Annotated in this window: 27 protein-coding genes and 1 tRNA gene; 8 read left to right on the top strand and 20 right to left on the bottom strand. The window is 53.1% G+C overall.

Annotation, left to right across the window (positions count from 1 at the left end; all coding sequences use genetic code 11):
* Positions 1–21: 21 nt before the first annotated feature.
* A complete protein-coding gene (locus KJS40_RS00580) occupies positions 22–774 on the bottom strand; it encodes a Mut7-C RNAse domain-containing protein (protein WP_213538652.1) in 753 nt (250 codons plus the stop codon).
* A gap of 119 nt (positions 775–893) precedes the next feature.
* A complete protein-coding gene (locus KJS40_RS00575; protein ID WP_213538651.1) occupies positions 894–1,376 on the bottom strand; it encodes a VOC family protein in 483 nt (160 codons plus the stop codon).
* A 260-nt stretch (positions 1,377–1,636) separates the two neighbouring features.
* Between KJS40_RS00575 and KJS40_RS00570 the strand changes: the two genes are divergently transcribed.
* Together KJS40_RS00570 and KJS40_RS00565 are read left to right on the top strand one after the other, a co-directional pair.
* Complete coding sequence (locus tag KJS40_RS00570) at positions 1,637–2,353, top strand: class I SAM-dependent methyltransferase (protein ID WP_213538650.1); 717 nt, start codon at positions 1,637–1,639, stop codon at positions 2,351–2,353.
* A gap of 19 nt (positions 2,354–2,372) precedes the next feature.
* Complete coding sequence (locus tag KJS40_RS00565) at positions 2,373–3,347, top strand: bile acid:sodium symporter family protein (RefSeq protein ID WP_213538649.1); 975 nt, start codon at positions 2,373–2,375, stop codon at positions 3,345–3,347.
* Positions 3,348–3,584: 237 nt separating this feature from the next.
* Here KJS40_RS00565 and KJS40_RS00560 read toward each other — a convergent pair whose 3' ends face one another.
* Positions 3,585–3,866: a hypothetical protein gene (locus KJS40_RS00560; RefSeq protein WP_213538648.1), complete on the bottom strand. Its 282-nt coding sequence runs from the start codon at positions 3,864–3,866 to the stop codon at positions 3,585–3,587.
* 497 nt (positions 3,867–4,363) lie between these two features.
* On the bottom strand, positions 4,364–4,552 hold the full coding sequence (gene trbK / locus KJS40_RS00555) for an entry exclusion lipoprotein TrbK (protein ID WP_025041405.1): 189 nt from the start codon (positions 4,550–4,552) through the stop codon (positions 4,364–4,366).
* 861 nt (positions 4,553–5,413) lie between these two features.
* Here trbK and KJS40_RS00550 point away from each other — a divergent pair.
* The gene (locus KJS40_RS00550; RefSeq protein WP_213538647.1) at positions 5,414–6,127 is read left to right on the top strand and encodes a hypothetical protein; all 714 of its coding nucleotides are present in this window, start codon (positions 5,414–5,416) and stop codon (positions 6,125–6,127) included.
* A gap of 591 nt (positions 6,128–6,718) precedes the next feature.
* On the opposite strand, the gene KJS40_RS00545 is transcribed toward KJS40_RS00550, so the two are convergent.
* From KJS40_RS00545 to KJS40_RS00535, 3 genes are read right to left on the bottom strand one after another with little or no spacing between them, the layout of a single operon-like run.
* On the bottom strand, positions 6,719–7,855 hold the full coding sequence (locus KJS40_RS00545) for a beta family protein (RefSeq protein WP_213538646.1): 1,137 nt from the start codon (positions 7,853–7,855) through the stop codon (positions 6,719–6,721).
* Between the two features lies 1 nt (position 7,856).
* A complete protein-coding gene (locus KJS40_RS00540; protein WP_213538645.1) occupies positions 7,857–9,071 on the bottom strand; it encodes an ImmA/IrrE family metallo-endopeptidase in 1,215 nt (404 codons plus the stop codon).
* A 3-nt stretch (positions 9,072–9,074) separates the two neighbouring features.
* Positions 9,075–9,344 carry a type II toxin-antitoxin system HigB family toxin gene (locus KJS40_RS00535; RefSeq protein ID WP_213538644.1) on the bottom strand — a complete coding sequence of 90 codons (270 nt, stop codon included), beginning with the start codon at positions 9,342–9,344 and terminating at the stop codon, positions 9,075–9,077.
* Between the two features lie 761 nt (positions 9,345–10,105).
* On the opposite strand from KJS40_RS00535, the gene KJS40_RS00530 reads away from it, so the two are divergent.
* Positions 10,106–10,732 carry a PEP-CTERM sorting domain-containing protein gene (locus KJS40_RS00530; protein WP_213538643.1) on the top strand — a complete coding sequence of 209 codons (627 nt, stop codon included), beginning with the start codon at positions 10,106–10,108 and terminating at the stop codon, positions 10,730–10,732.
* Positions 10,733–10,971: 239 nt separating this feature from the next.
* Here KJS40_RS00530 and KJS40_RS15525 read toward each other — a convergent pair whose 3' ends face one another.
* The 12 genes from KJS40_RS15525 to KJS40_RS00475 all read right to left on the bottom strand — a co-directional run bounded on the left by KJS40_RS15525 (position 10,972) and on the right by KJS40_RS00475 (position 22,162).
* The gene (locus KJS40_RS15525; protein WP_348529538.1) at positions 10,972–11,139 is read right to left on the bottom strand and encodes an Arm DNA-binding domain-containing protein; all 168 of its coding nucleotides are present in this window, start codon (positions 11,137–11,139) and stop codon (positions 10,972–10,974) included.
* A gap of 158 nt (positions 11,140–11,297) precedes the next feature.
* Positions 11,298–11,373, bottom strand: a tRNA-Ala gene (locus tag KJS40_RS00525).
* Positions 11,374–11,515: 142 nt separating this feature from the next.
* Complete coding sequence (gene hemF, locus KJS40_RS00520) at positions 11,516–12,415, bottom strand: oxygen-dependent coproporphyrinogen oxidase (protein ID WP_213538642.1); 900 nt, start codon at positions 12,413–12,415, stop codon at positions 11,516–11,518.
* Between the two features lie 64 nt (positions 12,416–12,479).
* Positions 12,480–13,793, bottom strand: coding sequence for a phosphoribosylamine--glycine ligase (gene purD, locus KJS40_RS00515; protein ID WP_213538641.1), 1,314 nt, complete (start codon positions 13,791–13,793; stop codon positions 12,480–12,482).
* Positions 13,794–13,964: 171 nt separating this feature from the next.
* On the bottom strand, positions 13,965–15,527 hold the full coding sequence (purH, locus tag KJS40_RS00510) for a bifunctional phosphoribosylaminoimidazolecarboxamide formyltransferase/IMP cyclohydrolase (RefSeq protein ID WP_213538640.1): 1,563 nt from the start codon (positions 15,525–15,527) through the stop codon (positions 13,965–13,967).
* Between the two features lie 103 nt (positions 15,528–15,630).
* Positions 15,631–15,873 (bottom strand): helix-turn-helix domain-containing protein, encoded by a 243-nt coding sequence (locus KJS40_RS00505; protein ID WP_025041412.1) that lies wholly within the window; start codon positions 15,871–15,873, stop codon positions 15,631–15,633.
* Positions 15,870–16,883 carry a tRNA dihydrouridine synthase DusB gene (dusB, locus tag KJS40_RS00500; RefSeq protein WP_213538639.1) on the bottom strand — a complete coding sequence of 338 codons (1,014 nt, stop codon included), beginning with the start codon at positions 16,881–16,883 and terminating at the stop codon, positions 15,870–15,872. Before dusB ends, KJS40_RS00505 begins: the two co-directional genes overlap by 4 nt.
* A gap of 356 nt (positions 16,884–17,239) precedes the next feature.
* Positions 17,240–18,520, bottom strand: coding sequence for an FAD-dependent monooxygenase (locus tag KJS40_RS00495; RefSeq protein ID WP_213538638.1), 1,281 nt, complete (start codon positions 18,518–18,520; stop codon positions 17,240–17,242).
* A 101-nt stretch (positions 18,521–18,621) separates the two neighbouring features.
* A complete protein-coding gene (locus tag KJS40_RS00490) occupies positions 18,622–18,999 on the bottom strand; it encodes a hypothetical protein (protein ID WP_213538637.1) in 378 nt (125 codons plus the stop codon).
* Entirely contained in the window at positions 18,978–20,324 is a 1,347-nt protein-coding gene (pepP, locus tag KJS40_RS00485; protein ID WP_213538636.1) for a Xaa-Pro aminopeptidase, read from the bottom strand. The genes KJS40_RS00490 and pepP overlap by 22 nt, the downstream gene beginning before the upstream one ends.
* Before the next feature lie 103 nt (positions 20,325–20,427).
* Positions 20,428–21,135: an N-acetylmuramate alpha-1-phosphate uridylyltransferase MurU gene (gene murU / locus KJS40_RS00480; protein WP_213539652.1), complete on the bottom strand. Its 708-nt coding sequence runs from the start codon at positions 21,133–21,135 to the stop codon at positions 20,428–20,430.
* Between the two features lie 19 nt (positions 21,136–21,154).
* On the bottom strand, positions 21,155–22,162 hold the full coding sequence (locus KJS40_RS00475) for a phosphotransferase (protein ID WP_213538635.1): 1,008 nt from the start codon (positions 22,160–22,162) through the stop codon (positions 21,155–21,157).
* A 102-nt stretch (positions 22,163–22,264) separates the two neighbouring features.
* On the opposite strand from KJS40_RS00475, the gene KJS40_RS00470 reads away from it, so the two are divergent.
* A complete protein-coding gene (locus tag KJS40_RS00470; RefSeq protein ID WP_025041419.1) occupies positions 22,265–22,567 on the top strand; it encodes an accessory factor UbiK family protein in 303 nt (100 codons plus the stop codon).
* Positions 22,568–22,674: 107 nt separating this feature from the next.
* Positions 22,675–24,183 carry a YifB family Mg chelatase-like AAA ATPase gene (locus KJS40_RS00465; protein ID WP_213538634.1) on the top strand — a complete coding sequence of 503 codons (1,509 nt, stop codon included), beginning with the start codon at positions 22,675–22,677 and terminating at the stop codon, positions 24,181–24,183.
* Positions 24,184–24,305: 122 nt separating this feature from the next.
* Here the strand turns inward: KJS40_RS00465 and KJS40_RS00460 are convergent, their stop codons facing one another.
* Positions 24,306–24,536 carry a hypothetical protein gene (locus KJS40_RS00460; protein ID WP_213538633.1) on the bottom strand — a complete coding sequence of 77 codons (231 nt, stop codon included), beginning with the start codon at positions 24,534–24,536 and terminating at the stop codon, positions 24,306–24,308.
* A gap of 15 nt (positions 24,537–24,551) precedes the next feature.
* Here KJS40_RS00460 and KJS40_RS00455 point away from each other — a divergent pair, with 15 nt between their 5' ends.
* Positions 24,552–25,283 (top strand): hypothetical protein, encoded by a 732-nt coding sequence (locus tag KJS40_RS00455; protein ID WP_213538632.1) that lies wholly within the window; start codon positions 24,552–24,554, stop codon positions 25,281–25,283.
* A gap of 31 nt (positions 25,284–25,314) precedes the next feature.
* Positions 25,315–26,430, top strand: coding sequence for a hypothetical protein (locus tag KJS40_RS00450; protein ID WP_213538631.1), 1,116 nt, complete (start codon positions 25,315–25,317; stop codon positions 26,428–26,430).
* Positions 26,431–26,436 lie beyond the last annotated feature (6 nt).

The following is a 26,436-nucleotide window of genomic DNA, read 5'->3' as shown; positions in this document are numbered from 1 at the left end:
AAAATCACCTATGTAAATCGTTCATGAGGATTGGCTGCCCGCCATGCACTCATCCAATAAGGCAAGCATACGTTGCCAGTGCGAACCTTTCCAGAAAACGCGCTGGCAAGTATCGCACGTGCTGAAGTAATCGAAATGCTCGCGTATAAAGGGTGGAATACGCATCAGCACTTCTGTTTTGTCAATGGAATGCAATGGCGTGTTGCATTCCAGGCATAGCGTAAACGGCCGCACACTTCGCGCGAGATCCAGCCGGTCGAATATTTCGCACAACTGCTGCGCTGGTTTTAATGCGTGCACGTAACACCCGTGCATGATCGTGCGGCGCTTGAGCAGTTCGCGGTCACGCGTAAGCAGAATGCGCCCATCGCGCGCGACGATGGCCTCTATTTTGCTATCCTGGAAGTTGTTATCGTAAAGCGTATCGAAGCCTGCCATGCGCAGTAACCGGGCGAGCCCGCCCATGTGGGCATCCGCAATAAAGTGCGTCGTGCGTAAGGGTTGCTCGCGCAGTCGCAACATGGGGGTGATGTCGAGCATCTCGAACTTGGGAAAGATGGCGACCCGGTCGCCGTCTTTCAATAGCCGCTCGAACCCTACCGATTCTCCATTGACCAGCACCAATTCAACCTCGGTATGGGGCACGCCGAGCGCTTCGATCATATGCTTGGCTGTCGCCGCTCGGGCGCAAGGGCAAGCAAATTCGCGCTTGCGCCGTTCGGGCGCGAGAAAATCGTTCAGTTCCTCGTAGAACCGGAATGTTGCGGTGACCATCCGGAAAGTATTGCACTTTTCGGCAAAAAGCGCATGTCGACGTCTATGATGAGGCGAATAGCAAACTTGCCGGTGTAGAGTTTTCCGCAAACTTTGCTGGTGAGCGACTCTGCCTGATGTTAATGCTGCCGGCCCGGATACTTGCCGGTGAGTACCCACGCGTCGATAACGGGTCGCAATAACGTGCTTACATATTCGATACGCACGCCCATTTTGTCGGGTGCGGTAATAATCGCGTGAGCACGCTTGCCAGGCTCCGAGCGCAGAAGCGCATCAATGCCGATACCTTGCTGCTTTAATTCTTCTATCCTACCTTCTATATCTGATTCCCAAATGCCAAAGTAGAGAATTTGCCCAGTATTTTTTTCCGAGAATATTCCATTACCATTGGCTTGAAGCAGTTCCACATAGGGTGGTCGGTTCCGGGAGTACACCGCGGCCACTTTTATGGTTTCCGCCTGCTGCGTTTCCGGATTCTCGATATACAGGACACTCTCTGCGGGTTCGGTAAATTTCACGTCCAGCACTTTCGAGTAGTGCTCAGCGGCTTCCTGATAATCACGAGCGACTATGCCGATATGGTAGTAGATGTGCTCCAACATATTTTTTGCCTCATTTTTATCAAGAATGGTCGTTATTCTTATCTGGCAGGGATAGAAAACAGCAATTCGATAGCGTATTCCCTTGCTTCACTATGTTTTGTAGGTCATTCAGGCCAGCGCGTCAAGAAAGCCTTAAATTTGCTTATCGATAATTTCAAATCGCTTGATGCTGGAGCTCAATGCTCATCGGTATGGCAATAGGGGTACCTTTGAGCCTCGGTATATTGTAAAGTGCGATCCAGATTACTAACCGCCAGCCCATGACTTCTGCCGATCCCACCACCATCTTCACCCGCTCCTGGTCGCTCTACGACTTGCTCACCGAACACAACTATATGTTTCACCATGAGATATATAGCGGTATCGCCGATCTTCTGGGGTTGCGAAACGATAAGGGCAATTATCGCCTGCTGGATCTGGGCTGCGGCAACGCACGCTATCTGGCACCCTGCCTGAAGCGATCACCTCCGGCGTTGTATGAAGGGGTGGATTTGTCCGAAGCGGCGCTGGCCGAGGCGCGCGAGCACCTTACGGGATTGACAGGTCAGGTCATTTTGACCCATGGAGATCTTCTGGAAGCGGTAGAGTCGACAGAAAAAACTTGGGACATCCTCTTCACTGGATTTGCGATTCATCACTTGATGCCCGATGAGAAAGCACGTTTTTTCCACGCGGCCGGGCGCTGCCTTTCGGAAAACGGCTGGCTGATCCTGGTGGATGTCGTACGCGAGGAAAATCAGGACCGGGAAAGCTATCTGGACGGCTATCTGAAATTCATGCGCGAGAAATGGACGCACGTGCCACAGGATCAGTTGGAAGAAGCCTGTACGCATGTCCATGACCACGACTACCCCGAATGTCTTTCGACCTTGCAGGAAATGGCCGGTACAGCGGGTTTGAACTCCACTCGATTGATCAACCGCCACGCGCAGCATTACACGATCCTGTTCTCACGATCTGCTCCAACCAAAGGCTGAGGTCTTTTCTCCCACCGCCATGCTCCAGAAACTGACCTTTCTATTCCCGGTCTGGATGATTCTCTCCGGGGCAATCGCCCTGTGCTGGCCGGAGTGGTTGGTGGCCATGAATCAGGGGTCGATAATGGTCCTGGTCCTTGCCTTCATCATGCTGTGTATGGGGCTGACGCTGACCCTTGAGGATTTTCGCAGGATCGCCCGCATGCCAAGGGCAGTGGCAATCGGTTTTGCGGCCCAGTATACAATCATGCCTTTGTTGGGCTGGGGAGTGGCCAATGCACTGAACCTGCCGCCGCACTTTGCCGTAGGCTTGATCCTGGTGGGCTGCTGCCCCGGTGGTACGGCTTCAAATCTGGTGAGCTATATCGCAGATGCGGATGTAGCACTTTCAGTGGTAATGACGGTCTGCTCCACTTTGGCTGCTATCGTCTTCACACCGTTGCTGACCAAATTCCTTGCGGGAACCATGGTCCCGGTGGATACCTGGCTATTGTTCAAGCAAACCCTGCAAGTCGTGATTATCCCTGTCGTGCTGGGTATCCTGCTCAACCGCTACGTTCCGCGCCTGGTCATGCGCGTGATGCCGGCGGCACCGCTGTTGTCGGTGATAGGAGTGTGCTTCATCTGTGCTGTGGTGTTTGCAGCCAATGCGGAAGCCATACTAAACCATGGCCTTGAACTGATTCTCGCCGTTGCGCTGCTACATGGCGGGGGTTTCCTGCTTGGCTACAATTTCGCCTGGTTGCTGGGCTGCGAGCGCCAAACCGCCCGCACAATTTCCATTGAGGTCGGTATGCAAAACTCGGGGCTTGCCATTGTGCTGGCCAAGCAGGCCTTCCCGTTGCTGCCACTGGCGCCTGTTGTCGGTGCTATTTCAGCGGTAATGCATTCTTTGCTGGGTAGTCTGCTGGCAGTGTTGTGGCGCACGCGCTCATTGGAGCTCAAGACCGAGCTAATCCAGGCTGCTTCTGTACCGGATCGAAGTAATATTTAGTGCACCCGCCACTTCGGTATTCTTGCATGAGCCAAGCGGCCGCTTTTGCGGGAATGCGACGCCGCCACACGATAATCGTTAACGCCTTGGATTTGCAAGGTCGCGTTGCCAGTTTTTACACTTTTGGATGAAGAGGTAACCCAGCGATAGATCGTCTCACTGCTAACGCGTATCCTGATATCGTCCGGATATCCCATCTTCAGCCAGGCAGCGCTCGCTGAAATCCCAGCTTAGCTATTAATGCTCGGTCTCGCCATCCAATCCGTGCATAACGCTACCCAATACGCCGGCCATGGTTTCCTTGCCGTTCGCCACTAGCTCAAGCTGCTCATTATTTGGAGTTGGAACATCTATCATTGCCAGCGTTTCGTCCAATGGCAACTTCCCATAACGCATCTGATAGTGTGCGACATTCATTGCAAGTAATCTGGCACATTCCGCCAGTTCGGCCTTATTCGCAATATTCATTAATCTATCGACGTGAGCTATATGGTGCTCAAGCTTTTTCAGGTAGGGCATAGTATTTTTCTTGTGAAGGTTAATTGAGGACGAAAAAAAGGCCCACGCGGGAGACGTGGACCTGTAAGTGAGCGAGGCCACCATCTAAAATGGCGGCCTCAGGTAAGTGTACGCAGGCGCGATTTATTTGAACCGAGGAATAGAGGGGTGATTGCCGCTTTGATCTTCAGTTCTGAACGTGATCTTCGGTTTTGAGCGCTTCCCGACAGCAAGTAGCTCGCACCATCATGCGTCCGCCAGGAGGGCATTCCTGCGCACGCGCCAAGGCTGATAATGCTGTTATTGTCTCTGTCCGCTTACCGTTCTCGGTTCGATCGAGGCTGACCCCATCGAAACATGCGCCCCATGGATTTGTAGGCTGATCTGGCAGCCCTTGTCAGGCGCTAATTACTGAAAAGTCCAGTGCGACCAGTCATCGATCAACAAAAATCTCACAATTTGCTTAAATCTTGGCTGGTGATGACCGCCGCACTCAATGCAACAGATTGTCCTGAGCTTTATTTTCCTGCAAGAGATTGGCATTTATCAACAAAAGCTTGCCGCTCAGCTTCGCTTTCGAAAGTGGTGAGCACCGACTGCATTCCTGTGCCGGAACAATTCGTTGAATTTACTTCGGGAGCTCCGCCACCACAGCTAACCAATGCGGCACTAAGGGTAATAATAAATACAATATGTTTGAAACTCATTAAATTTCTTCCTCTTTAAAAATCAATAATATGGCGCGGATTCAAAATCGAGTGCAACAATAGCAGTTGCTTGGTGTAGCTCACAGGCACCCCGAAGGATGCCTTAAAGGACTCCAACTCCCAGCATTTTGCATAGTCGGGGTTGTATCGCTTTACGCCGCTTTCGCCAATCATCTATACGCAGAACCAATTCCGAGCAGTATTGTTTTGGTCCGTCACCCCGCTCGGGAGTTAGAAGTTCCAACATTATCTGTCAGATGCTAACACACTTAAGATGAGCTTCGGCGTCGCAAGATCGGGATACATATTTTTTTCTTTCCATGCCCAGTAGGTTTCTAACGCTAAGCGGCTTAGAGCAGCGGAAACAGAAAATAGCAAGCTCGGCGATTACTGGTCGATACCCTTTAACAGGAGCCCGCACTCGCTTGATATCGCCCTAGCCAAATTGCAGCCCAGCACCGTTTTATAACCAGGATTCTATTGCATCACGTAGCTAATCAAGCCGCCAACACTTGCCGCCGTTAGGTAGCACCAGTAGGTACAAGCCCGCTTTCCTTAAGATAGTTCCGGCTTGATTTGGCAGCCTTGTCAGATGTTAATTACTCAAAGTGCCAAAAGAGACGGTCGGGCTTCAGTTCCAAATCTTCCGTTCGCGCATGCTCGACCAGGTCAAGTCCCAGCAAAAACCCTTTTCGTCCGTTGCTAAAAGTTGAAGTGCCCCCCATCCGGTTGGCATGTCGTTTTGACGCTCTCATTATGCGAATCGAGAGTTGTTTCACGTTATGTTCACTAACGAACAGAGAAAACTTCGGAAAAGGCGATAGCCTTCAGAAGGCTTTCAAGCAGAGGAATTCGCGGACAATGACCGACCAATTTGAACGTACGGCCGTCAAGCTTTCTCAGAGGCCTTTGGGTATTATCGCCCTCTTTATCGTGCTAATTCATGGATTTGCCAGTCTAGTTGTTGGGTTCACCACGAATATCGGAGAGAATAATCAGTCCATATTGGTATGGTTCCTAGTATTGTTTCCGGTAATTGTGTTCTTGGTCTTTGCTTGGCTCGTGAGCTTCCGCCATGTGAATCTGTATCCGCCCGAGGCCTTCCCTGATCCGCGGGTCTTCGCCGATCTTGCTACACTTACTTATGGTCAAGCGAAATTCGACAATCTGAATTTGCAGAAATACTCACAATCTCAATCCGCGGCGCCCCCGCATTCTCTGAGAACGAGTGCAACCGGAAGTCTGTATTGGCTGGGCCACGATCTTATGTGGACTGCGGACATACTCCTTCGGAAGGGCCCCGCAGAACAGGCGCTGATCGGGTTGGCCCAAGCGCGGCACCACCTGGTTCAAGTCGGACTCGGGGAAACCCCAATCGAATATGAGATCGTCGCTTTGAACGAACTGATCAAACTATCTGAGGAGCTTTCGCCCTCCCTTCGGGACAAGTGCGCTAGCCAACTGGGCTCTATCATTGACCGTATCGGAATGGTGGCAGAGGCTGCGCAGGCCAACTTCCAGGTGCCCCCGCACTGGACACGCGTTCGAAGCCAAAAAACCCGGGTTGGTGACTGACTGCCGTTTTATAACGGATCAGGCGAGGGACTGCGGCGGATGGTCTTGATTCACTTTACCGCATTATCGGATTGGGGGAGCGCTCAACCTCCACTCGATGCAATCCAAATACCCTGACACCTCGCAACCGCAACCGGCGTATGTATCTGCCGGCTAACTACTTGCTTCTGATCGCTGCACTGACTGCCTTCCTCCTTTGGTATCAGCGTTGCCGGGAAAAACCAACTAATCGCTAAACAGGTAAGCGTGAACTCCTCCAGCAAACGTGATCCGTAGTCGGTGATCTTTCTCGCGCGTTTGCTCCTGCGACAACCGGCGTTCCTATTATTACCAATCAAATTTACCAATCAAATCTGGCAATCGCTCACAACGATCAATCCTTACATCAAAAACTTATTGTGTGCCTGAATTTTGTGGGGTTAGCTCAGTCTGACCCTATAGAAATACGCTTTGAGGGGAAACCTCAAGATCAGGCCCTGCTGTTTTGCATGGGTAGAAAATTCGGTGAACGGTTAACTTAAGTGTTTTGAAGGATGCTTGATACAAAAGACCATCTAGAGATAGTCTTTTTATCGAATTGAATTTAAAAAATTAGATTTTTACCTGCTGAACATTAATACCGAAGTTAATGACAAATTGCTCAACCTCAGCAACTACATATGTTAAATGGTGGCAGGTATCAACAGAAATCCAAAAGGCATGCGTTTTTGTTGTTTTACCTTTTAAGGCTTCACCGATCATTTCATCGCCCCAACTGAACTTCTCTGATAAATAAAAGCCGGAATTTACTATCTTCTCTGCTAATACAAATAATTGCGAAAACTTATCAGGCTCGGATACAGAGTGACCTCTGGCAATATAAAAATGATCGTCAATGGTATATCTTATTTTTACATTGGCGTTGGGGTTCGGGACTCCTTCGTTGGAATGCGGTCCGCGAATTACATAATCTCCATAAATAACGTTAAATCTTTTAGCTGAGCCGGACTGCCTGACTTTTTTCCAAAGACTCATCTCTTTTCTTCTTATTCTTGCTGTGCTATCTTTTTGAGGGACGGCTTTGTCAATTGTGTTGGGAAGAGTAGATGCTGAGGTGATAAGAAATTTAAAGTCATACTTTCCAAGAAGATTGATAACCCGCTGCGCACTGGAAAAAAGATCATCCACTTTAGAGTGAAATGCATCTCCGAAATCAATTAATACCGCACACTTAGATGGTTGAACGTCTATATCGCTAAGCATGGCTTCAATATTTTCCAGAAATAGATCTGGTTCAAGCGAGTCTTCTATTGCGGTGAGATCAAGACGAAGACAAGTAAGTGGAGCTGCCGAAAAATTAACTCCCAATAATGCAACTTTGTATGATTCAACATCCCACCGGTCATAGCCAATAACAGGAATGGCAATTACCCCTCTGGCTAAAGCCTGGTTAATAATATAAGGAATTACAGCTTCACCAGTTTCGACTGATGCATCCCCAAGCCAATGGTATGCATCAATCATAGCCATTCGACCTGCACAAACTGATCCGATACGACTTAGGGCTTTATCAAGAAAAATCATATTTGGAGAAGAAGTGCCCAAATATTTTGGTCGCTTTTCCTTTTTTGGTATTCTTGGGATATCAAAAAATGGGATGATTTTTTCCCACGTCCTACTAGATAAATTTTTCAATGCCTCTGTTTCTGCATCAAGGGCCTTCAGCATTGGCACATATATAAGATTCATATTAAACCTCAAACATAATATTCTTTTTAAGAAGACTCTTTACCTCGTTTTGCCCCATCAAATCCGAGAGAAGCCCATAATTGCCCTTTTCTCGACGAATTCTCCCTGCAATAATTGCGGGGTGAATTTTTAAATTTTTTGCTAAATTGATAACGTTTTCTTTACTCGGCGAAATAAAAGCATCACTTCGTCTCCATATTGCTCTTGGTATAAAAGCTTCTCGTGCAAGCCTATTAGCTTCGGCCTCTCTTCGGTCTTCGGATTCAGAATCAAGATCGTCCATAAAAGCTTCCTCTTTGCCAACATGCTTCCAGATATGAACCAGCTCGTGCATTAAGGTAAACCAGAAATTGTCAATTCTGTCATATCTTAATGTTAGGCCGATGATGGGAGTCCCATCAATGTCCATCAGCGCGGCCCCATCGAGATGAGTTCCTTTTAAATGTTCTTCTATTACAACAGCAATGCCATGGCGTTCCAAAAATTCGATTGCAAGTACAGGCCCTTGATCAAACCAACTTAGTTGCGCAACTTCTCTTAAAAAAGTGGAGGACAAAAAATTGGGGTTGAAGATGCCAAGTGCACCTTTTTTTCCCCTTGCTAATAAAACAGCCCGAGCGAGCCAAGCATGCAGCGCATATTTGGTAGCTGGAGTGCTAGCATCACCTGAGATATTTCTACGAAATGCGGCAACTCCGAAATTAAATCCTGCCTCCTCTATAAACCCTCTAACAGCCTCTTCGACATCAACTTTTTTACGATTTAAAATATCAGTTAGCCAACCACGTTTGCAAATCTCTTTAACAGGGAAATCTTTCCATTCAACCGTATTAGAGCCCTCTCCGCTAGGTGAGGAGTTAACTCCAACTAGAGTTTCAACAGATATTCCAAGTCCCACAGAGAGCGCTCGAATCATTTGTACGGTCAATGGGCGCTTTCTAGCGAGAACTTCAGAAACTCGACTTTTGGTGCCTAGATATGGCACCAGATCAGCTTGTTTAAACCCTTTTTCTTGCATACGGAAAACGATTGCATCAATTGGGTCCGGCAACTCAACTGGGTATTTTAATCGCTCATACGATTCAATCAGAACGGTCAGAAGTTCCAACTTTTCGCTTACAGATGAACTCAATGATGGGGTCGCTGATACCAAATACTGAACCTCTTGGAGATACTGACGATACTGATCTTCCGTACGTATAACCTTAGTTTCCATAGGTCACTTCATTTCATCCAAATCACAAATAAATGCAACTCCTTGCGGAAATGCAACAATCAATTTCAAAAATAATATTCCACCAGCTACTGCGAACAGGAAATTGCCTTGTCCCTGATACGATACTTTCGGAAATTGCTGAATCACGTCGTTAGGCGAACGCCATTGCGCGCCCATGACTTCTGCCGTCCAGCTCTGTAGCCACTTCATAACTTCAGGCGCATGATGGCTCAATTTGCTGCGTCCTATTAATCTCATATCTCGAAGTTCCATTATTGGTAACAATTCTCGCTGACCCAACTCACTTTGTCAATCCCAATTTGGGAACTTTCTGGCGAAAGGGTACGAATGGTCGACTGTTCCATGACTCGACTACACAAGGTCTATGATAAGGTAGAATTTTCTATCAAATGGACTATTGGCTCCGACGCAGCCGATGCCATGCCCGCGAGCACCCTACATCTTATGAAGATTTAGCCCTCGGATAAGCGATTCGAGAGGAAGGTTGTGGTTGCTACCTTAATATCAGCAACCGGACTATAGGCTTTTGATTGGCACAAAAGCAATGGTCGGTATTATTTCAAAAATGGAGTGGGATGGGTTACGGTGCCGGTGTAGCAACTGCGGTGGCGGAGCTCAACGCAGTTGCTACACGTAATCACTACAATATAGGTTCTTACTTATAATTTTTAGTAAATAAAAGCCGTTTCAAATCAGTGGTGGGATGAGGACACTCGAATAAGCCTTTAAATCCTCATGTACAAACGGTTCTAGAAATCGGGCAAAAAATATGCCCCCAATTATGCCCCCACAACCTTCCCGTAGTTCGTATTCTGCCAAAAAAGAATCCTTTCAGTAACGGAATTTGTAGCACTTCCATTGACACAAAAAGGAAACGGAAAGAAACCGATTAGATTTTTTGCCAGCAAGTTGCTGAAGGCGATCTATACTTAATAAGTTTGTGCAGTAAATCACGCAAAGTAACAGCACCAAAAACGGGAAGCTCAGAAAAACCTATCTCTTAGGAACCAGTCATGACTCTCAGCAAATCGTTAGTTGCAACTGCTCTCATTGTATTTGCCTCTGCTTCGCACGCCAACACGGTTATTAAATTTGACGCGGTGATCGGTCACCCGAATGGTGTTGCTGTTCCAGATGGTTATTATGGATCCGCCTGGCTAGGATGGACAAATTTCCATCTAATAGAGGTTACAAATCCCAGTTGGTCCAATAGCGGTGCGGTACAGGCAAGTGTGTCATTACCCGGTGTAGCGAATACAGATTCCGGTTTGCCCTCCCAGATATACTCCATAGCGCCGTTTACACTAAATTCCGCTTACTTCGCCGCAGATTGGAATGATGGCCTTGAGGTTAACGTCAGAGGCTTATCAGAGGGGTTAATCACTCATAGTAAATCATTCACTATTGATACACAGCACCCCACTCTCATGACATTTGATTGGGAGCATGTTGATACTCTGTTGTTTTCGGCAAGAGGGGGAATTCCGAACAGCACGTTTAGCGGCACCGGGACAGGATTCGCTATGGACAACCTGATTATTAATGGTCCTGTATCAATCACGCCAGAACCCGAAACCTACGCCATGCTCCTGGCTGGTCTCGGTCTTTTAGGATGGAGAATACGCAGCGTTAGAAATTGATCGGCTAATAAACGAAGTGTGTAAATTAACCCGCCTAGAGCGGGTATTTTTTTGTACTTCTACCCAAACTCCCCATAAAGATTCTCCGCTCCATCGGTCTTTAATATCGAAACCTTGGATCGATCTGCCGGACTCATTCCCAGCTCACCTCTAATACGAATTCAAAGCGGATAAGTAGCGCCGCACTGCTATGCCACTGTTCGGTGCAGGAGCAGCAAGTATCTGGGCAGCGTGCTCGACTACACCCCAAACGCCAAGCGCTTTTCTTTTCCTCCGAACCGATACTTGAACCGCCAGTATTTTGAACTGTTCGGCATTACTTCAAGATACATTCCACCACCATCCGTTAGTTTGTACGACCTGGCTCCAGGCTTGGCCTTCCGGGCTGCGACATCGTTTAATTTCATGTCAATTCACCTACTGGGGGCATTTGTTGCCAAATTATGCCCCTTTTGACAGCTTGATTGCAATAGATGGGAATGGATGGCAGGAAACAAAAAACCCGCGTATCTATTTGATTTACGCGGGTTTTTTGAACTAACTTGAACCGCTTAAAACGGGTGATTGGTGGAGACGAGGAGGATCGAACTCCCGACCTTCGCATTGCGAACGCGACGCTCTCCCAGCTGAGCTACGTCCCCATGTATCAAGCGCTATTTTATAACAAAAAACGACAGCAGAATATTTACGTTACCCAGGAAGCGGCAAATGGGCACCCAATACCAGCGAGTACCGCGGTAGGGCGAATGACTTACAAAGAAACTTGACGAAGCTCCGGTCCACTCACACCCAATCCTTCCCAATCAAAAAATCCGTATAAAGCTTATCCTCAGGGCTGCCCGCCGCGGGCTTCCAGTCATAGCGCCATTTCACGATGGGTGGCAACGACATGAGGATGGATTCGGTGCGGCCACCCGATTGTAGCCCGAACAAGGTTCCACGGTCCCATACCAGGTTGAATTCCACATAGCGGCCGCGACGGTATGCCTGGAAGTCGCGTTCGCGTTCGCCGTATGGCATATTCAGGCGACGCTCCAGGAGCGGCACATAGGCAGGTATGAAATGATCGCCGACACTCTTGGTCAGGTTGAAGCAGGCATCGAAATCTGGCTTGCCCAGATCATCGTAGAAGATGCCGCCGATACCGCGGGGCTCCTTGCGGTGCTTCAGGTAAAAATAATCGTCGCACCACTTCTTGAAGCGCGAGTGATAGTCGGCACCGAACGACTGTAGCGCATCTTTACAGGTCTGGTGGAAGTGCATGGCGTCTTCTTCAAAACCGTAGTAGGGCGTCAAATCCATGCCGCCGCCAAACCACCATACCGGCTTGGCGCCTTCCTTGCGCGCTTCCAGGTAACGCACGTTCAAGTGCACGGTAGGCGCGTATGGGTTGCGGGGATGCAACACGATCGACACCCCCATCGCTTCAAAGCTGCGTCCCGATAATTCGGGTCGCGCGGCAGTGGCGGAGGCGGGCAGGCCGCCGCCGAATACGTGCGAGTAGTTCACCCCGCCACGCTCGAACACGTTGCCCTCTTCCATCACGCAACTTAACCCGCCGCCCCCTTCGGGGCGCTCCCATTTGTCACGGTGGAAGCGTTTTCCGTCCACTTTCTCCAGGCGCTCGACAATGCGTTCCTGAAGTCCGGTGAAAAACTCTTTAGCCTGTTGCGTGGTGTCCATACACACTCCCGATACCGCTCTGTTATTTTTCCGGGCAGCCGTGCTCCGTGCCCATGTCTATGGGCTATTTACGGTGATTGATAGCCCGGTAGCCAATGTCGCGCCGCATCTGGCAACCATCGAAATGAATCTGCTCGGCAATTTCGTAGGCTCGGCGCTGGGCCATTTTTACGCTATCCCCGAGTGCGGCAACGCACAACACACGCCCGCCCGCAGTCACGATTTCCTTGCCGTTTTCTGCCCCCGATGCCGTGCCTGAATGGAATACGTGAAAGTCTTTTTCCGGCTCTTCCGTAGACACCAACTCCGCCGGCAGGTCATGGATCACGTCACCTTTACGCGGCGAATCTGGATAGCCATGGGCCGCCAATACCACACCCAGGGCGGTGCGCCGATCCCATTCGGCTTCCACTTTATCGAGCGTTCCATTCAGGGCATGCTCTATCAGCGTTATCAGATTACTTTTCAGGCGCAACATGATGACTTCGGCTTCCGGATCGCCCATGCGGCAATTGAACTCCAGCACCTTGATGCCGCCGTCCGGCGTGATCATCAGTCCGGCATAAAGAAAACCGGTGTACCGTTCGCCTTCCTGCTCCATGCCCTGCATGGCTGCGTGGATCACTTCGCGCATTATCCTGGCATGAAGGGCTGGCGTAATCATGGGTGCGGGAGAATAGGCGCCCATGCCGCCGGTATTTGGCCCCTGGTCGCCTTCTTTCAGCCGCTTGTGATCCTGGCTGGTGGCAAGCGGCAGCACATGGCGCCCATCGGCCATGACAATAAAGCTGACCTCTTCACCTTCCAGATAATCCTCGATCACAACGCGCGCCCCGGCATTGCCCAGCCGGTTTTCGATCATCATCGCATCGACTGCGTCATGGGCCTCTGCGAGCGTCATCGCCACCACGGCACCCTTGCCTGCAGCCAGGCCGTCTGCCTTGATGACGATGGGCGCGCCCTTCTGATCCACATACTGATGGGCCTCGGCAGCGGAACTGAAGGTAGCATAGGCGGCGGTGGGAATACCGTGGCGCTGCATGAAAGCCTTGGAAAAATCCTTGGATGTTTCCAGCCGCGCAGCCTGTTTGGTGGGGCCGAAAATTTTCTGCCCGGCGGCGCGAAAAGCATCCACGATGCCCTCCGCCAGAGGGGCCTCCGGCCCGACGATGGTGAACGCGATGGATTCCTTCTTGGCAAATTCCACTAATTCGGGAATAGCTGTGATGGGAAGATTCTCCAGGCCGTCTTCCATCGCCGTGCCGGCATTACCCGGCGCGACGAAGACCTTTATGGAGCGGCTGATCCGCCATGACTGGAGGAGTCTCCACGCTAAAGCGTGTTCTCTGCCGCCTCCGCCGACTACAAGTAGTTTCATATTTCTAACCTGAATTTGCGAATATTCGCTTTGCGGAATGCCTGTGCTATCCGACTTTGTGCCGGTAGTTTTGATGGGTTGCGCTGCGCTTCACCCATCCTACCCAAGTTGCATACGCATTAAACTGGGAGTGGTGCATATTTACCGAAGAAACGACACTTCGACACATGCTCAATGTCTGAAATGCCGCACGCCGGTCAATACCATTGCCACACCTTGCTCATCCGCGGCAGCAATGACTTCTTCGTCGCGCACGCTGCCGCCGGGCTGGATAACCGCCGTGGCGCCGGCCTGAACGACTACATCCAGCCCATCGCGAAATGGAAAAAACGCGTCCGAGGCCACTACCGAACCAGCAAGCGCGAGCCCCGCATTCTGTGCCTTGATCGACGCAATGCGCGCGCTATCCACCCGGCTCATTTGTCCCGCGCCGACACCCAGCGTCTGGCCGTTGGCGCAAAACACGATGGCGTTGGATTTGACGAATTTAGCCACGCGCCAGGCGAACAGCAGATCCTGCAATTGTTGCGGCGTCGGGTGTGCCTTGGTCACCACTTTCAGTTGCGCGGCCGTGACGTTGAGGTTGTCGGGTGTCTGTACCAGCAGCCCGCCGCCTACGCGCCTGAAGTCGAAAGTGTTGCTGCCGGTCTCGAGCGGCACGGTCAGGACGCGCACGTTCGCTTTTCGGGCGAGTATCTGTTGCGCCTCGCCGGTTAACTGGGGTGCAATGATTACCTCGACAAATTGCTTGATCACCGCCTCAGCCGCCGCGCCGTCCAGTACGCGGTTAAAGGCGATGATGCCACCAAAAGCGGAAGTCGGATCGGTAGCAAGCGCCAGCTTGTAAGCCGCGAGCGGTGTGGTGGCAACGGCTACGCCGCAGGGATTGGCATGCTTGAGAATGACGCAGGCGGGCAGGTCAAATGTCTTGACGCATTCCCATGCGGCATCCGCATCGGCGATGTTGTTATATGACAGCTCCTTGCCCTGCACCTGGGTGTAACTGGCAAGACTGCCGGGAACAGGGACAGGTTCGCGATAAAACGCAGCCTGCTGATGGGGGTTTTCGCCATAGCGCAAATGCTGGCCGATGCTGAAATTGAGATTGAGGCGTTCGGGAAAGGCTTGGCGTTCTCCACCTTCACTTTCGATCGATGTGAGGTAATTGCTGATGGCGCTGTCGTAAGCAGCGGTGTGAGAGAAAGCCTTGCAAGCCAGTTTGAAACGGGAATCCTGCGCAACCGCACAACCGGATGACTTCATTTCCGCCAACAGAGGCGCGTAATCCTCCGGATCGGTGACAATGGTTACGCTTTTATAGTTCTTCGCCGCGGCGCGCACCATGGTAGGGCCGCCGATGTCGATATTTTCAATGGCCTCTTCCAGGCTGCATCCGGGCCGCGCAACGGTCTCGCGGAAAGGGTAAAGATTCACCACCACCAGCTCGATAGCCGGGATTTCCGCCTTTTCCATGGCTGACATGTGCTCGGGCAGGTCTTTCCGCGCCAGAATACCGGCGTGTATTTTTGGATGCAGGGTTTTCACCCGCCCATCGAGCATTTCGGGAAAGCCGGTGTAATCCCCGACTTCGGTAACGGCCAGACCGGCTTCCTTCAGTAATTTGGCGGTGCCACCGGTGGACAGGATAGCTACGCCCAGCTCGCGCAGTTCTCTGGCAAACTCGACAATGCCGGTTTTGTCGGAAACGCTTATCAGTGCTTGTTTAATGGACATTCGAGGTCATTATTGGAATTGAGTATATAGCGCCACTGCTGCGGCGGTTCATGCTTCGGTTACCTGTGCTGCTGTGATGGTGGCGGACGTGAACTATCCTGGCCTATTTGATCTGATACTGCTTCATCTTGTTGCGGAGCGTATTGCGGTTGATACCGAGCAACTCCGAAGCGCGGGTCTGGTTGCCGCCGGCATGCTTCATTACCAGTTCGATCAGCGGCTTCTCCACGCTGCGTATTACCATATCGTGTATGGCGTGCGGCTTTTCGCCGTCCAGATCATTGAAATAATCTTCCACGGCCTTCCGTACGCACCGGGCGATGTCGTTTTCGTTAATAATGCTCATGCGACGAGTTCCTCAGCCTCAACGTAAGTCAACCGCCGCCCATAGCCGGCAAGTCTGGTAAAAAATTCATTCACCGCCGACAACTGCTGGTCAGTGCTTTGCAACTGGTTCATGGCATGACGGAACCCGGCAGAACCGACCAGCCCCTTGGTGTACCAGGAGATATGCTTGCGGGCAATGCGCACGCCGGAATATTCTCCATAGAAGTTATATAGATCATGCAGATGTTGGATGAGCACACGGTGAATCTCGGCGACTTCGGGCAACTGCAGATGCTTGCCGGTTGCCAGATAGTGGTTGATCTCGCGGAAGATCCAGGGCCGCCCCTGGGCGGCACGGCCGATCATGATGGCATCGGCGCCGGTATATTCGAGCACGTGTTTTGCTTTTTCAGGGGTGGTGATGTCACCATTGGCAATGACCGGGATTTTCACCCCGGCCTTTACGGCGGCGATAGTGTCATATTCCGCATGGCCGGTGTAGGCGCAAGCACGGGTGCGTCCATGGATGGCCAGCGCCTGAACCCCGGCGCTCTCGGCAATCTTCGCCACCGCGAGCGCGTTTTTGTGTTGAGTGTCCCAACCGGTACGGATTTTCAGGGTAACGGGAACATTTACCGCGCCGACCACGGCATCAAGGATGCGCCCGACCAGGGGTTGATCCTGCAGCAACGCGGAACCTGCCATGACATTGCAGATTTTCTTGGCGGGGCAGCCCATGTTGATGTCTATGATTTGCGCCCCTTGCGCCACATTGTAGCGGGCAGCTTCAGCCATCATCGCCGGGTCGGCACCCGCAATCTGTACCGAAATCGGGTCCACTTCACCTTCATGATTTGCCCGGCGCCGCGTCTTCTCGGAACCCCACAGCAGCGAATTGCTCGATACCATTTCCGATACCGCCATACCCGCGCCCATGCTCTTGCACAACTGCCGGAAAGGACGATCAGTCACCCCTGCCATGGGTGCCACGATCAGCTTGTTTTTGAGAATGTGAGAACCGATTCGCATGACTTGATTTGACGGCAATGCCGACGGCAAAGCGCACAGAGGAACAAAACAGGTGCAATCTTAACAGGAAATGATCATGACTTCTAAAACCACTGTGCCATCAATGGATAGATGCGGGATTTTACGGGACGATAATTCAGTTAACTGCACCGGCGCTCGCTACAGGCAGCGTCTTCGGGTTTTATCCCGGATGTTTCATAAATTCGCGTGATGATTGCGCAGGATTTTGTTTTGTAGGGGATTTTGTGAAAGAGTGGCGTAGTTATTCATACGCCCAACTGAACGAAATTTTCATACGAAACAAAAGACCAGCGAGGGCGCGCGTCAATTTATGAAACATCCGGGTTATAGTCCGGTTATCCTCTCGCACCGAACATCATACGCCGCGCGACGAATCGCTTGGCTTGCGGCAAACAATCCAGCACGCTCAGCCCGCTGTTCCGCAGGGCGCCCAGCACGAGATCGTCGTTGGAAAAAAGCTTTATCAATGAATCGGTGAATATCCGCCCGATGCTGCTATCCGTCCGGCGCTTATCACGATATCTGGCAAGCATTAACGGCGTGCCTATGTCGGCGGGCGATGCAATAATTTCCTCAGCCAGTTCCCACGCATCGCGCAGCCCCAGGTTGAAACCCTGTCCCGCAACGGGGTGCAGAGTTTGCGCCGCGTTACCGATCAATACGACACGGCAAGCCGTGACGGGCGTGGCGTATTTCAATGCGAGGGAAAAACCGGCCCGCTTGCCGGTTTCGATGAATTTGCCGAGACGGTCGCCGAAATGGCCATGTAGCCGGGCAAGAAAGGCCGCGTCATCCAGTGCAAGAATTTCCTGAGCTGCTGCCGGAGAAACGGTCCACACCAACGCAAAGCGGTCGCCCGAAGGCAGCAGCGCCACCGGGCCATCCGGCGTAAAGCGCTCATAAGCGATGCCGCGCTGAGCACGCACGGGTTCGTTGCCGCTGGCGTTCGTCGTTTGCGAAATTCGTTTTGCGGATCGGCGTAATGCGGCGGCGGGTGATTTCGCTACCGCCGTGGGCGGCATGCTCCCGGAGCGCTCCGTTTTGACCTGTGCAACGATGGCCCACTGCTGGTAATCATGCACGTGCTGGGTTACGCCTTCGATTTGCGCAGTGAGGCGGCCACCGTCCGCAACTGCCAGCAGCCGCGCCGTTACTTTCTTTGTAACGCCATCATGCTGAAATTCAACCTGCCCCAGCCCGGCAGATGTTTCCAGCCGGGTTACCTGTGCCCCTGCCAGGTAGTCGACATTGCAGTTTTTCAACGCCTCATGCATGGCCCGAAACACATCATGGTGACTGACTACGTAACCCAAAGCCGGCACACCGGTTTCCTCAGCGGTCAATACGGTTCGGCCGAACCCGCCTCGATTGGAGATATGGATAGTAAGGATGGGCGTGACTTCCGGCAGCTTATCCCAGACGCCTAAACGCTGCAGGATGAGCCGGCTGCCGTGGGACAACGCCAGCGGACGGGAGTCTTCCGTTTTTGCAGGCATTCCGCGCGCTTCCAGCAGCAGCACGGACGTGCCACTGTCGCGTAGGGCGAGTGCCGAGGCCATCCCTACCGGCCCGCCGCCGATAATGACCAGGTCGTAATCGTAATGATGGGTGTTCATACTGTTTTAGCCGGAGATTTTAAGAGGACCTTGCTCAACGCCTCATTTTTGCCACACTTCATCTTTGTTGCCACCTATCGCCCATGGTGGCCCAAGGCGGCTCATGATTGCTCATGGCGATCATTGCGCTTGTTTTGATTTGCCCTGTCAGTGCTTTCCTCGATAATTTCGGCGTCCTCGATAACGACATAGGGTGCTTCCACTGCATCCACCGATTTTCGCAATTTGCGACGCAGCCACCATAACCTGAGTCCAAATCCAACAGCGGCAACCGCGAATAATGCAAGAAATGCGGTAAAAAAGAAAATGCCCAAAACCACCATGATGATCAAAAATGGGGCCAGGAGCAGGTAAGTGAGCCAGCGCTTGCCGGGGTTGCCACCCCCGGCACGAAAAATATGCACGGTCTCGTCTTCGGGACCACCGGCATTTCCCTGTCGGGATATGCGCTTTATGATTATCCGATCGTTTTCGTCCATGATTTCGATTTTTTCCGATCGCGCATCAGTTCTTCAATCTCCGCTACCGTTTTGGGCGCGGCCCCCGTCAATACTTCACACCCGGTCTCCGTCACTGCCACGTCGTCTTCGATGCGTATACCAATATTCCAGAAATGCCGGGGAACATTGTCGGCCGGGCGGACATAACACCCCGGTTCCACTGTCAGGGTCATTCCCGGCTGCAACGGACGCCAGTCTCCGTTATGCTTGTATTCGCCCACGTCATGCACATCCAACCCCAGCCAGTGGCCGGTGCGGTGCATGTAAAAACGCTTGTAGTCTTCCGACTGGATAACTTCATCTACACTGCCGTGGCACAGGCCGAGATCGATGAAACCTTGAACCAGCACCTGCAATGCGGCGTTATGCGGGGCATCCCAGGTGTTGCCCGGCCGCACCGCGTTTATCGCTGCCGCCTGTGCGGACAATACCAATTCGTATAAATCCCGTTGCGCCGGGTTGAATTTTCCGTCCACCGGAAAGGTACGCGTAATGTCGGCGGCGTAGCCGTCCAATTCGCAACCGGCGTCGATCAATAACAATTCGCCGGCCTTCAGCCTGGTATTGTTTTCGACATAGTGCAGTACGCAGGCGTTCGCCCCACCCGCGACGATGGATGTATAGGCGGGCGCCTGTGCGCCATGGCGGCGAAACTCGTGCAGCAGTTCGGCCTCCACTTCATATTCGCTCATGCCGGGACGCGTGTTCTGCATGGCACGGCGATGCGCGCCGCCGGAAATCTCCGCCGCACGGCGCATGACTTGAAGCTCTTCCGTACTTTTGAACAGGCGCATCTCATCCAGCAGCAACCGGATGTCACGAATTTCGGCTGGTGCGGCAGTACCGCTACGCGATCGTTGCCGCACCCGGTTGACCCAGCCGATCACGCGCGCGTCCCACGCCGTGTCGTCGCCCAGCGCGCAAAAAACGGCGGGCTGGTCCGCCAACAGCCGGGGCAGCATTTCGTCCAGCTTGGCGATGGGATATGTTTCGTCGAACTCGAATGTTTCCCGGGCACTCTCGGGCCCGTAACGGAACCCATTCCAGATTTCATATTCGACATTTTTCTCGCGGCAAAACAGGATGCTCTTCGATGCATCCGTACCGGCCCCCGCCACGATCACAAGTACTGCCTCGGGCTCGCCAAAGCCTGTCAGGTAATAAAAATAGCTGTCGAAGCGATAGGGATAATGCGCATCTCTATTTCGCACCCGCTCCGGCGCGGTGGGAATGATGGCAACGCCTTTCTGCATTTGGGATGCCAGACGGCGGCGCCGTTCGCTGAAGGCTTGAATGGGGATCATGGATAAAGATTCTTACAGCATTTACCGGATAAAGCAAAGTATCCTGGTGGTTTTTGATCGATTTTTGATGGGTTGCGCTTTGCTTCACCCATCCTGCGGGGGACTAGTTACTAGCGGTGCTTAGCCGAGAATCGATCAGCTGAAGCCGCTCCGGCGTGCCCACGTCTATCCATACGTCTTTGTAATGTTGGCCGCTCACTTTACCCGATGAAATTGCCTGGCGCAGCAGGGGTGCAAGTTTTGCCGGGGAACCCGGCACGACATCGGCGAAGAGCTTCGGCTGGTAGATGCCGATGCCGCTGAAGGTAAGGTTATTTTTCCCCGAAAGTGCCACTCTGCCGGAATCGAGGGTGAAGTCGCCCTCGGGATGATGACGAGGATTATCGACCAGTACCAGATGGGCGAGATCGCCATCCGGGCTGGCTTGCATATGCCTTAAAACCGGGAGGAGGGAGGAAAAATCGATTTCGCAATAAATATCCGCATTAACCACCAGAAACGGTTGGCCTCCTCGATTTTCCCGCTCATGTCTCAGAAGGGGTAGCGCCTGGGCGATACCGCCCGCGGTTTCCAATGCCACCGGTTCACGCGAATAACGGATGTTCACCCCATAGCGGTCGCCGTTGCCAAGTGCAGCCTCGATCAGGTGTCCCAGATGAGCATGGTTGATGACGATGTCGGCAAAGCCGCCACGCGCAAGACTTTCCAGTTGATATTCGATCAGCGCCTTATTCCCCACGCGCAGCAGCGGCTTGGGTAATGTATCGGTCAGGGGGCGCATGCGCTCGCCGCGCCCCGCTGCCAGGATCATGGTCTTGAAGGAGACATTTTCAGAAGGTGTAGCCAACTTTCGCTTCCGTTGATTTGGTGACTGTCCATTCGTCCAGCAGCGTCAGCAGAGGATGAAGTTCGCGGTAGCGCTCGCATGCCTTTCGCAAATATTCCTCCACCACTGGTATATGAGCGAGGTAATCGCTTTTACCGTCACGGTAATTCAGGCGCGAGAAGATCCCCAACACCTTGATATGGCGCTGTACGCCCATCCATTCAAAATCGCGATAAAAATCGGCGAAATCGCCAGCCACCGGCAGCCCGAGTTTGCGCGCCTGTTCCCAATAGCGGATCAGCCAGTCCAGTATGCGTTCCTCACTCCAACTTATGTACGCGTCCTTGAAGAGCGACACCAGATCATAGGTAATGGGTCCGTAGACCGCATCCTGAAAGTCGATAATGCCCGGATTGGGGGTGGTCACCATCAGGTTGCGCGAATGATAGTCGCGGTGCACAAACACCCTGGGTTGAGCCAGGTTATTCTGGACAATCCGTTGGAAAATGCGGTCCAGCTCCGCTTTCTGAGCCGACCCGGGCATGACATGCAGATGCCTGCCCAGATACCAGTCCGGGAACAGGTTCAGCTCTCTCAACAGCAGCGCTTCGTCGTAATTCGGCACTACATTCGCGTGGCTCGCAAGCTGGATTTTAATGAGTGCCACCACCGCATCGCGGTATAAGCGATCGGTATCATCTGCATCGCCGTTCAGCGCTTGGAGATAGGTTGTGCTTCCGAGATCGGAAAGCAGCAGGAAACCTTGCGCCAGATCCTGCGCCAGGATTTCCGGCACGTGCACGCCTGCCGCGGCGAATAACCCGGCCACATGCACAAAAGGCGCGCAATCTTCCTGAGGCGGCGGTGCATCCATTGCGATCAGCGTCCCGTCGCTGAACGTCACACGAAAATAACGGCGGAAACTCGCATCTGCGGAGGCGGGCGCCAAGGTGAAGGGTTTACCGGGAAATTGTGTCCCGATCCAGTTTTCCAGGAGGCGAAAACGCTCCATAATAGTTCGCTGATTGCCTATTTTGCCGAAGTATGAGATTTTAGCACGCGTGCGTCACTCCTCACCCGGCCGGGTGAGGGAGCAAAAATTATGGAGATAACCATGGCTAGTCAAAAAGTAGTGGACGAAATCGTCACCAAGGTCAATGAGCTTTTGTCACAGAATCCCATAAAGGATGTGGAAAAGAACATGCGGGTCATGCTTTCGGGATTATTCACCCGCCTCGATCTGGTAACCCGCGAAGAATTCGAGGTGCAACAGGAAATACTCAAACGTACACGCGAGAAATTGACGGCACTGGAAACCAGGGTAGCCGCGCTTGAAGCTGCCGCGAAGTCGGATAAATCGGCAGGCACGCTCGATGTTCCGGTGGAGACGCTGGATGATCTGTCGGAGACCGAATAACCAGATATTCAATATTAAAATATCGCGTTTTCGGACATCCTGCAAAGACTTGATCCCGCCGCACTATTCCCATTGATCCCGTTGCTTCTGGCTGAGGATCTTTCTGCATGCCGCTAGCTATTCTCTATAGCCGAGCGATCTCCGGCATGGAGGCGCCACTGGTCACGGTGGAAGTTCACATCGCAAACGGCCTGCCCAGCTTTACCATCGTCGGGCTGCCGGAAGCGGAAGTGAAAGAAAGTAAAGACCGGGTGCGGGCGGCGCTGCAAAACGCGCAGTTCGAATTTCCCGCCCGGCGCATCACCGTCAATCTCGCCCCCGCCGATTTGCCCAAGGAGAGCGGACGCTTCGATCTGCCTATCGCGCTGGGCATACTGGCGGCAACGGGCCAAACCCCTTCGGACAAGCTCGACAGATATGAATGGGCGGGTGAACTCGCCCTGACCGGAGAACTGCGCGCGATACGCGGCGCGTTGGCGATGACGTACGGCGCATCGCGTTCCGGACGAAGTTTCGTGCTGCCTGCGCAAAACGCGCCTGAAGCCGCCCTCGTCAAGGAAGCCGCTGTTTATCCCGCGACATCGCTGCTTCAGATTTGCGCACACCTTGCCGGTCGCGAGCCGTTGCAGTTGTACACGGTATCCAGCGTAGCAGGCACGGAAACGAGCAGGTTTCAGCATCCAGGCATGGAAGAGGTGAAAGGTCAGGCGCACGCTAAGCGTGCCCTGGAAATCTCGGCGGCGGGCGGCCACAGCGTACTGATGGTGGGTCCGCCCGGCACAGGCAAATCCATGCTGGCTGCGCGCCTTCCCGGCATTTTGCCCTCCATGACCGAGGCTGAGGCGCTTGAATCCGCGGCGATGCAGTCCCTGAGCAGTGGCGGCTTCAACGTTGCCAACTGGAAACGCCGCCCTTATCGCTCACCGCACCATACCGCATCGGGCGTTGCGCTGGTCGGCGGCGGCAGCAATCCGCGCCCCGGCGAGATTTCACTGGCGATGAACGGGGTGTTGTTTCTCGATGAGCTGCCGGAATTCGACCGCAAGGTTCTGGAAGTATTGCGCGAACCGCTGGAATCGGGACGTATTACCATATCACGCGCGGCGCGCCAGGCGGATTTTCCCGCTCGGTTCCAGCTGATTGCCGCGATGAACCCCTGCCTCTGCGGTTATCTGGGACATTACAGCGGAAAATGCCATTGCACTCCCGACCAGGTAGCGCGCTACCGCGGTAAGATTTCGGGTCCGTTGCTTGATCGCATCGATATACAGGTGGAGGTGCCCGCCGTGCCGCAGGAAGATTTGATGCGCCAGGCGCAAGGTGAAGCAAGCAAAGCGATCGGGGAGCGGGTCGAAATGGCTTATCAGCGCCAAATAGCTCGGCAAGGCAAGGCCAACGCCCATCTGGCAGTAAAGGACATTGACAAGTACTGTGTGCCGGATGCGCTGGGGGAGACTTTGCTCAAACAAGCCATCAGCCGGCTGAATTTTTCCGCACGCGCTTATCATCGCGTCCTGAAAGTGGCACGCACCATCGCCGATCTGGCGGCAAGCGAAACCATAGCCAGTGCCCATATTGCGGAAGCGGTGCAGTACCGGAAGCTGGACAGGAATTAGACCAGCCAGGGTGTATCAAGCCACTCTCAATCACATGGATCAATATGACGCAACTTGGCGGGCCCATTCGATTCCACCTTTGTCATTCAGACAAACGCCGGGGTTTTGTCGAGTTACGCCGGCTACCCTGAAAAAACTAAATCCGTTGAATCCGGCGTACCTCTGCTTTGCGGCGTAAAATATTTTTTATCAAACGGCTTGACAGCGATAATTCGGTATACTAATTTTAAACATGCTGGAAGAAACAAACCGGGGAGAAGCCTGTGTTCATCCGGCAGGACAAACATTGCAATCTCAATCCAGCCTGAAATTACATCCCCCAATTCCCTTGAGTTATCGCTGCTACTTTCCATAAAAAGGAGTTAATAATGTCTGATGAGCAGAAACCGGAGGATTCTCCAGCACCCGTCCCGGAAATTGATCCACAGGCAGCGAGAACGCCGCAGCCTCGTTCGCTGGCTGCAAATGCCAGACTGGCCGATCTTACGATCGGCGATCTGACTTCCATTATTGCGGCTGAGACCAACAAAGCCATCGCATCCCGCTTTGGCAATGTCGGCAATATAGGCGCTGCCGGCAGTCATGTGAATTCCGGTCCGCCGGGTTTTGTCAACGGTGGTGGCCATGCCAATTTTGACCCGGCCCGGGGCATCGGCAATCGCGTGAATGTCGGCGATCTCGGCAGGGCAGGTGTCCATGTGAACTCGGGCCCGCCGGGATTCGTCAACGGCGGCGGTCATGCCAATTTCGACCCAGCCAGAGGCATTGGCAATCGCGTGAATGTCGGTGATCTCGGCAGGGCGGGTGTCCATGTGAACTCAGGCCCGCCGGGATTCGTCAACGGCGGCGGTCATGCCAATTTCGACCCAGCCAGAGGCATTGGCAATCGCGTGAATGTCGGTGATCTCGGCAGGGCGGGTGTCCATGTGAACTCAGGCCCGCCGGGATTCGTCAATGGCGGGGGGCATGCCAATTTCGATCCCAGGGCTAACGTGGGCGCCGGGCTCATCAACGTCACCCTGCCGGACGGAGGCCAGGTCGCCATTCCGGCTGCCGGCCCGGTGGATTTCCACGTACGCGGCTTCCACATTACACGTTAGCCAACCCGGCCGATGAATCATATGCCGGTCCATGTTGGTTGAGGGGGCGACCTGGTCAGGCCGTGCGGCCCGATCGCTTCGCGCTTTTGTCGAAGCGGCCTGCCAGAATGAAAAGCTGCGCCGGTTACTCGAAATAGATCCTGCGACGGCGCTGCGCGAGTGGCAGTGGGAATCCGATGTCGTGCCGGCATCGCTGCCTCCGCCTATGGGCGCGGTGTCGGTCTGTATCGATGACGCGAGCCTGTTGGGTCCGATAGCGTGGCGAACCGAGACGGATAAGGCACTGTTGCGGCAAACGCAGCTGCGCCTTTTACTTGCGGGCGCCAAGCCTCTGGCCCTGATCCATGGCAGCGAACAAAGCCTGACCGCCCTGGCAACCTGGATGCGAGCCCACGGTTACTACACGCTGCTTGGTCCGCATGAATTCCTGCCGCAACACGATTCATGCAAGGGTGGCTACAGTAATCGCATGATAAAGGTAACCGGCGCATGCGCCGGTTCCGGCGCATGGCGTGGACTGCTGGTTGCTCCCGACGAACAAACCGTGCTGATGGCTTGGCTATGCCAGCTGTTTGGATGGGAAAGCTTCCTGGGAAGATTGCTCGGTTATCCGTCCTGCTGCTGCAAAGCGTTCGAAGACCGCTGGCCAATCGCTGCTTCGAACCACGAAGGGGACGTAGGCCTCATGCTGCTGGAGGAATCGGAAGCGGCGGCGCCGGCGGTGCATAATCTGAGCTGGACCACAAACATTTTTTCGCGCTATTTTGGGTGGGAAATCATTCAGCATTTTCCCTGCCGGCTGGATTGTCCCGCCACGACAAATCTGGCCTGGCGCTATTTTGCGGTACTTACGTACTATTGGCCAGCGGAAGCCCAGGAGATACTGGGATATTTGGCATCTCCCCTGCTGGTGATCCCCAATCACGGCTACAGCCTTTTTCGCGGTGGACGCGTGGTGCGCGAGGACACCGGCACAAGCCTGATCTATGATCCCGAACAGGTCCGGATTATCGGTATGGACAGTATGTTTACCGATGAAATCGTATCTTCGTCCCGATTGACGGCGGGTATGAACGGGGGCTGGAAAATTGCCGGTAGCGACGTTCCAGGCTGGCTGCTGGATGTCAGCCTCGATGAGGCTGTTTAGGAGAAT

Origin of the sequence: Nitrosospira sp. NRS527 (genome assembly GCF_018406445.1) — a bacterium.
GTDB classification, from domain to species: Bacteria; Pseudomonadota; Gammaproteobacteria; order Burkholderiales; family Nitrosomonadaceae; genus Nitrosospira; species Nitrosospira briensis.
Note: the sequence above shows the minus strand (reverse complement) of the source record. Positions and strands in the feature narration are given on the sequence as shown.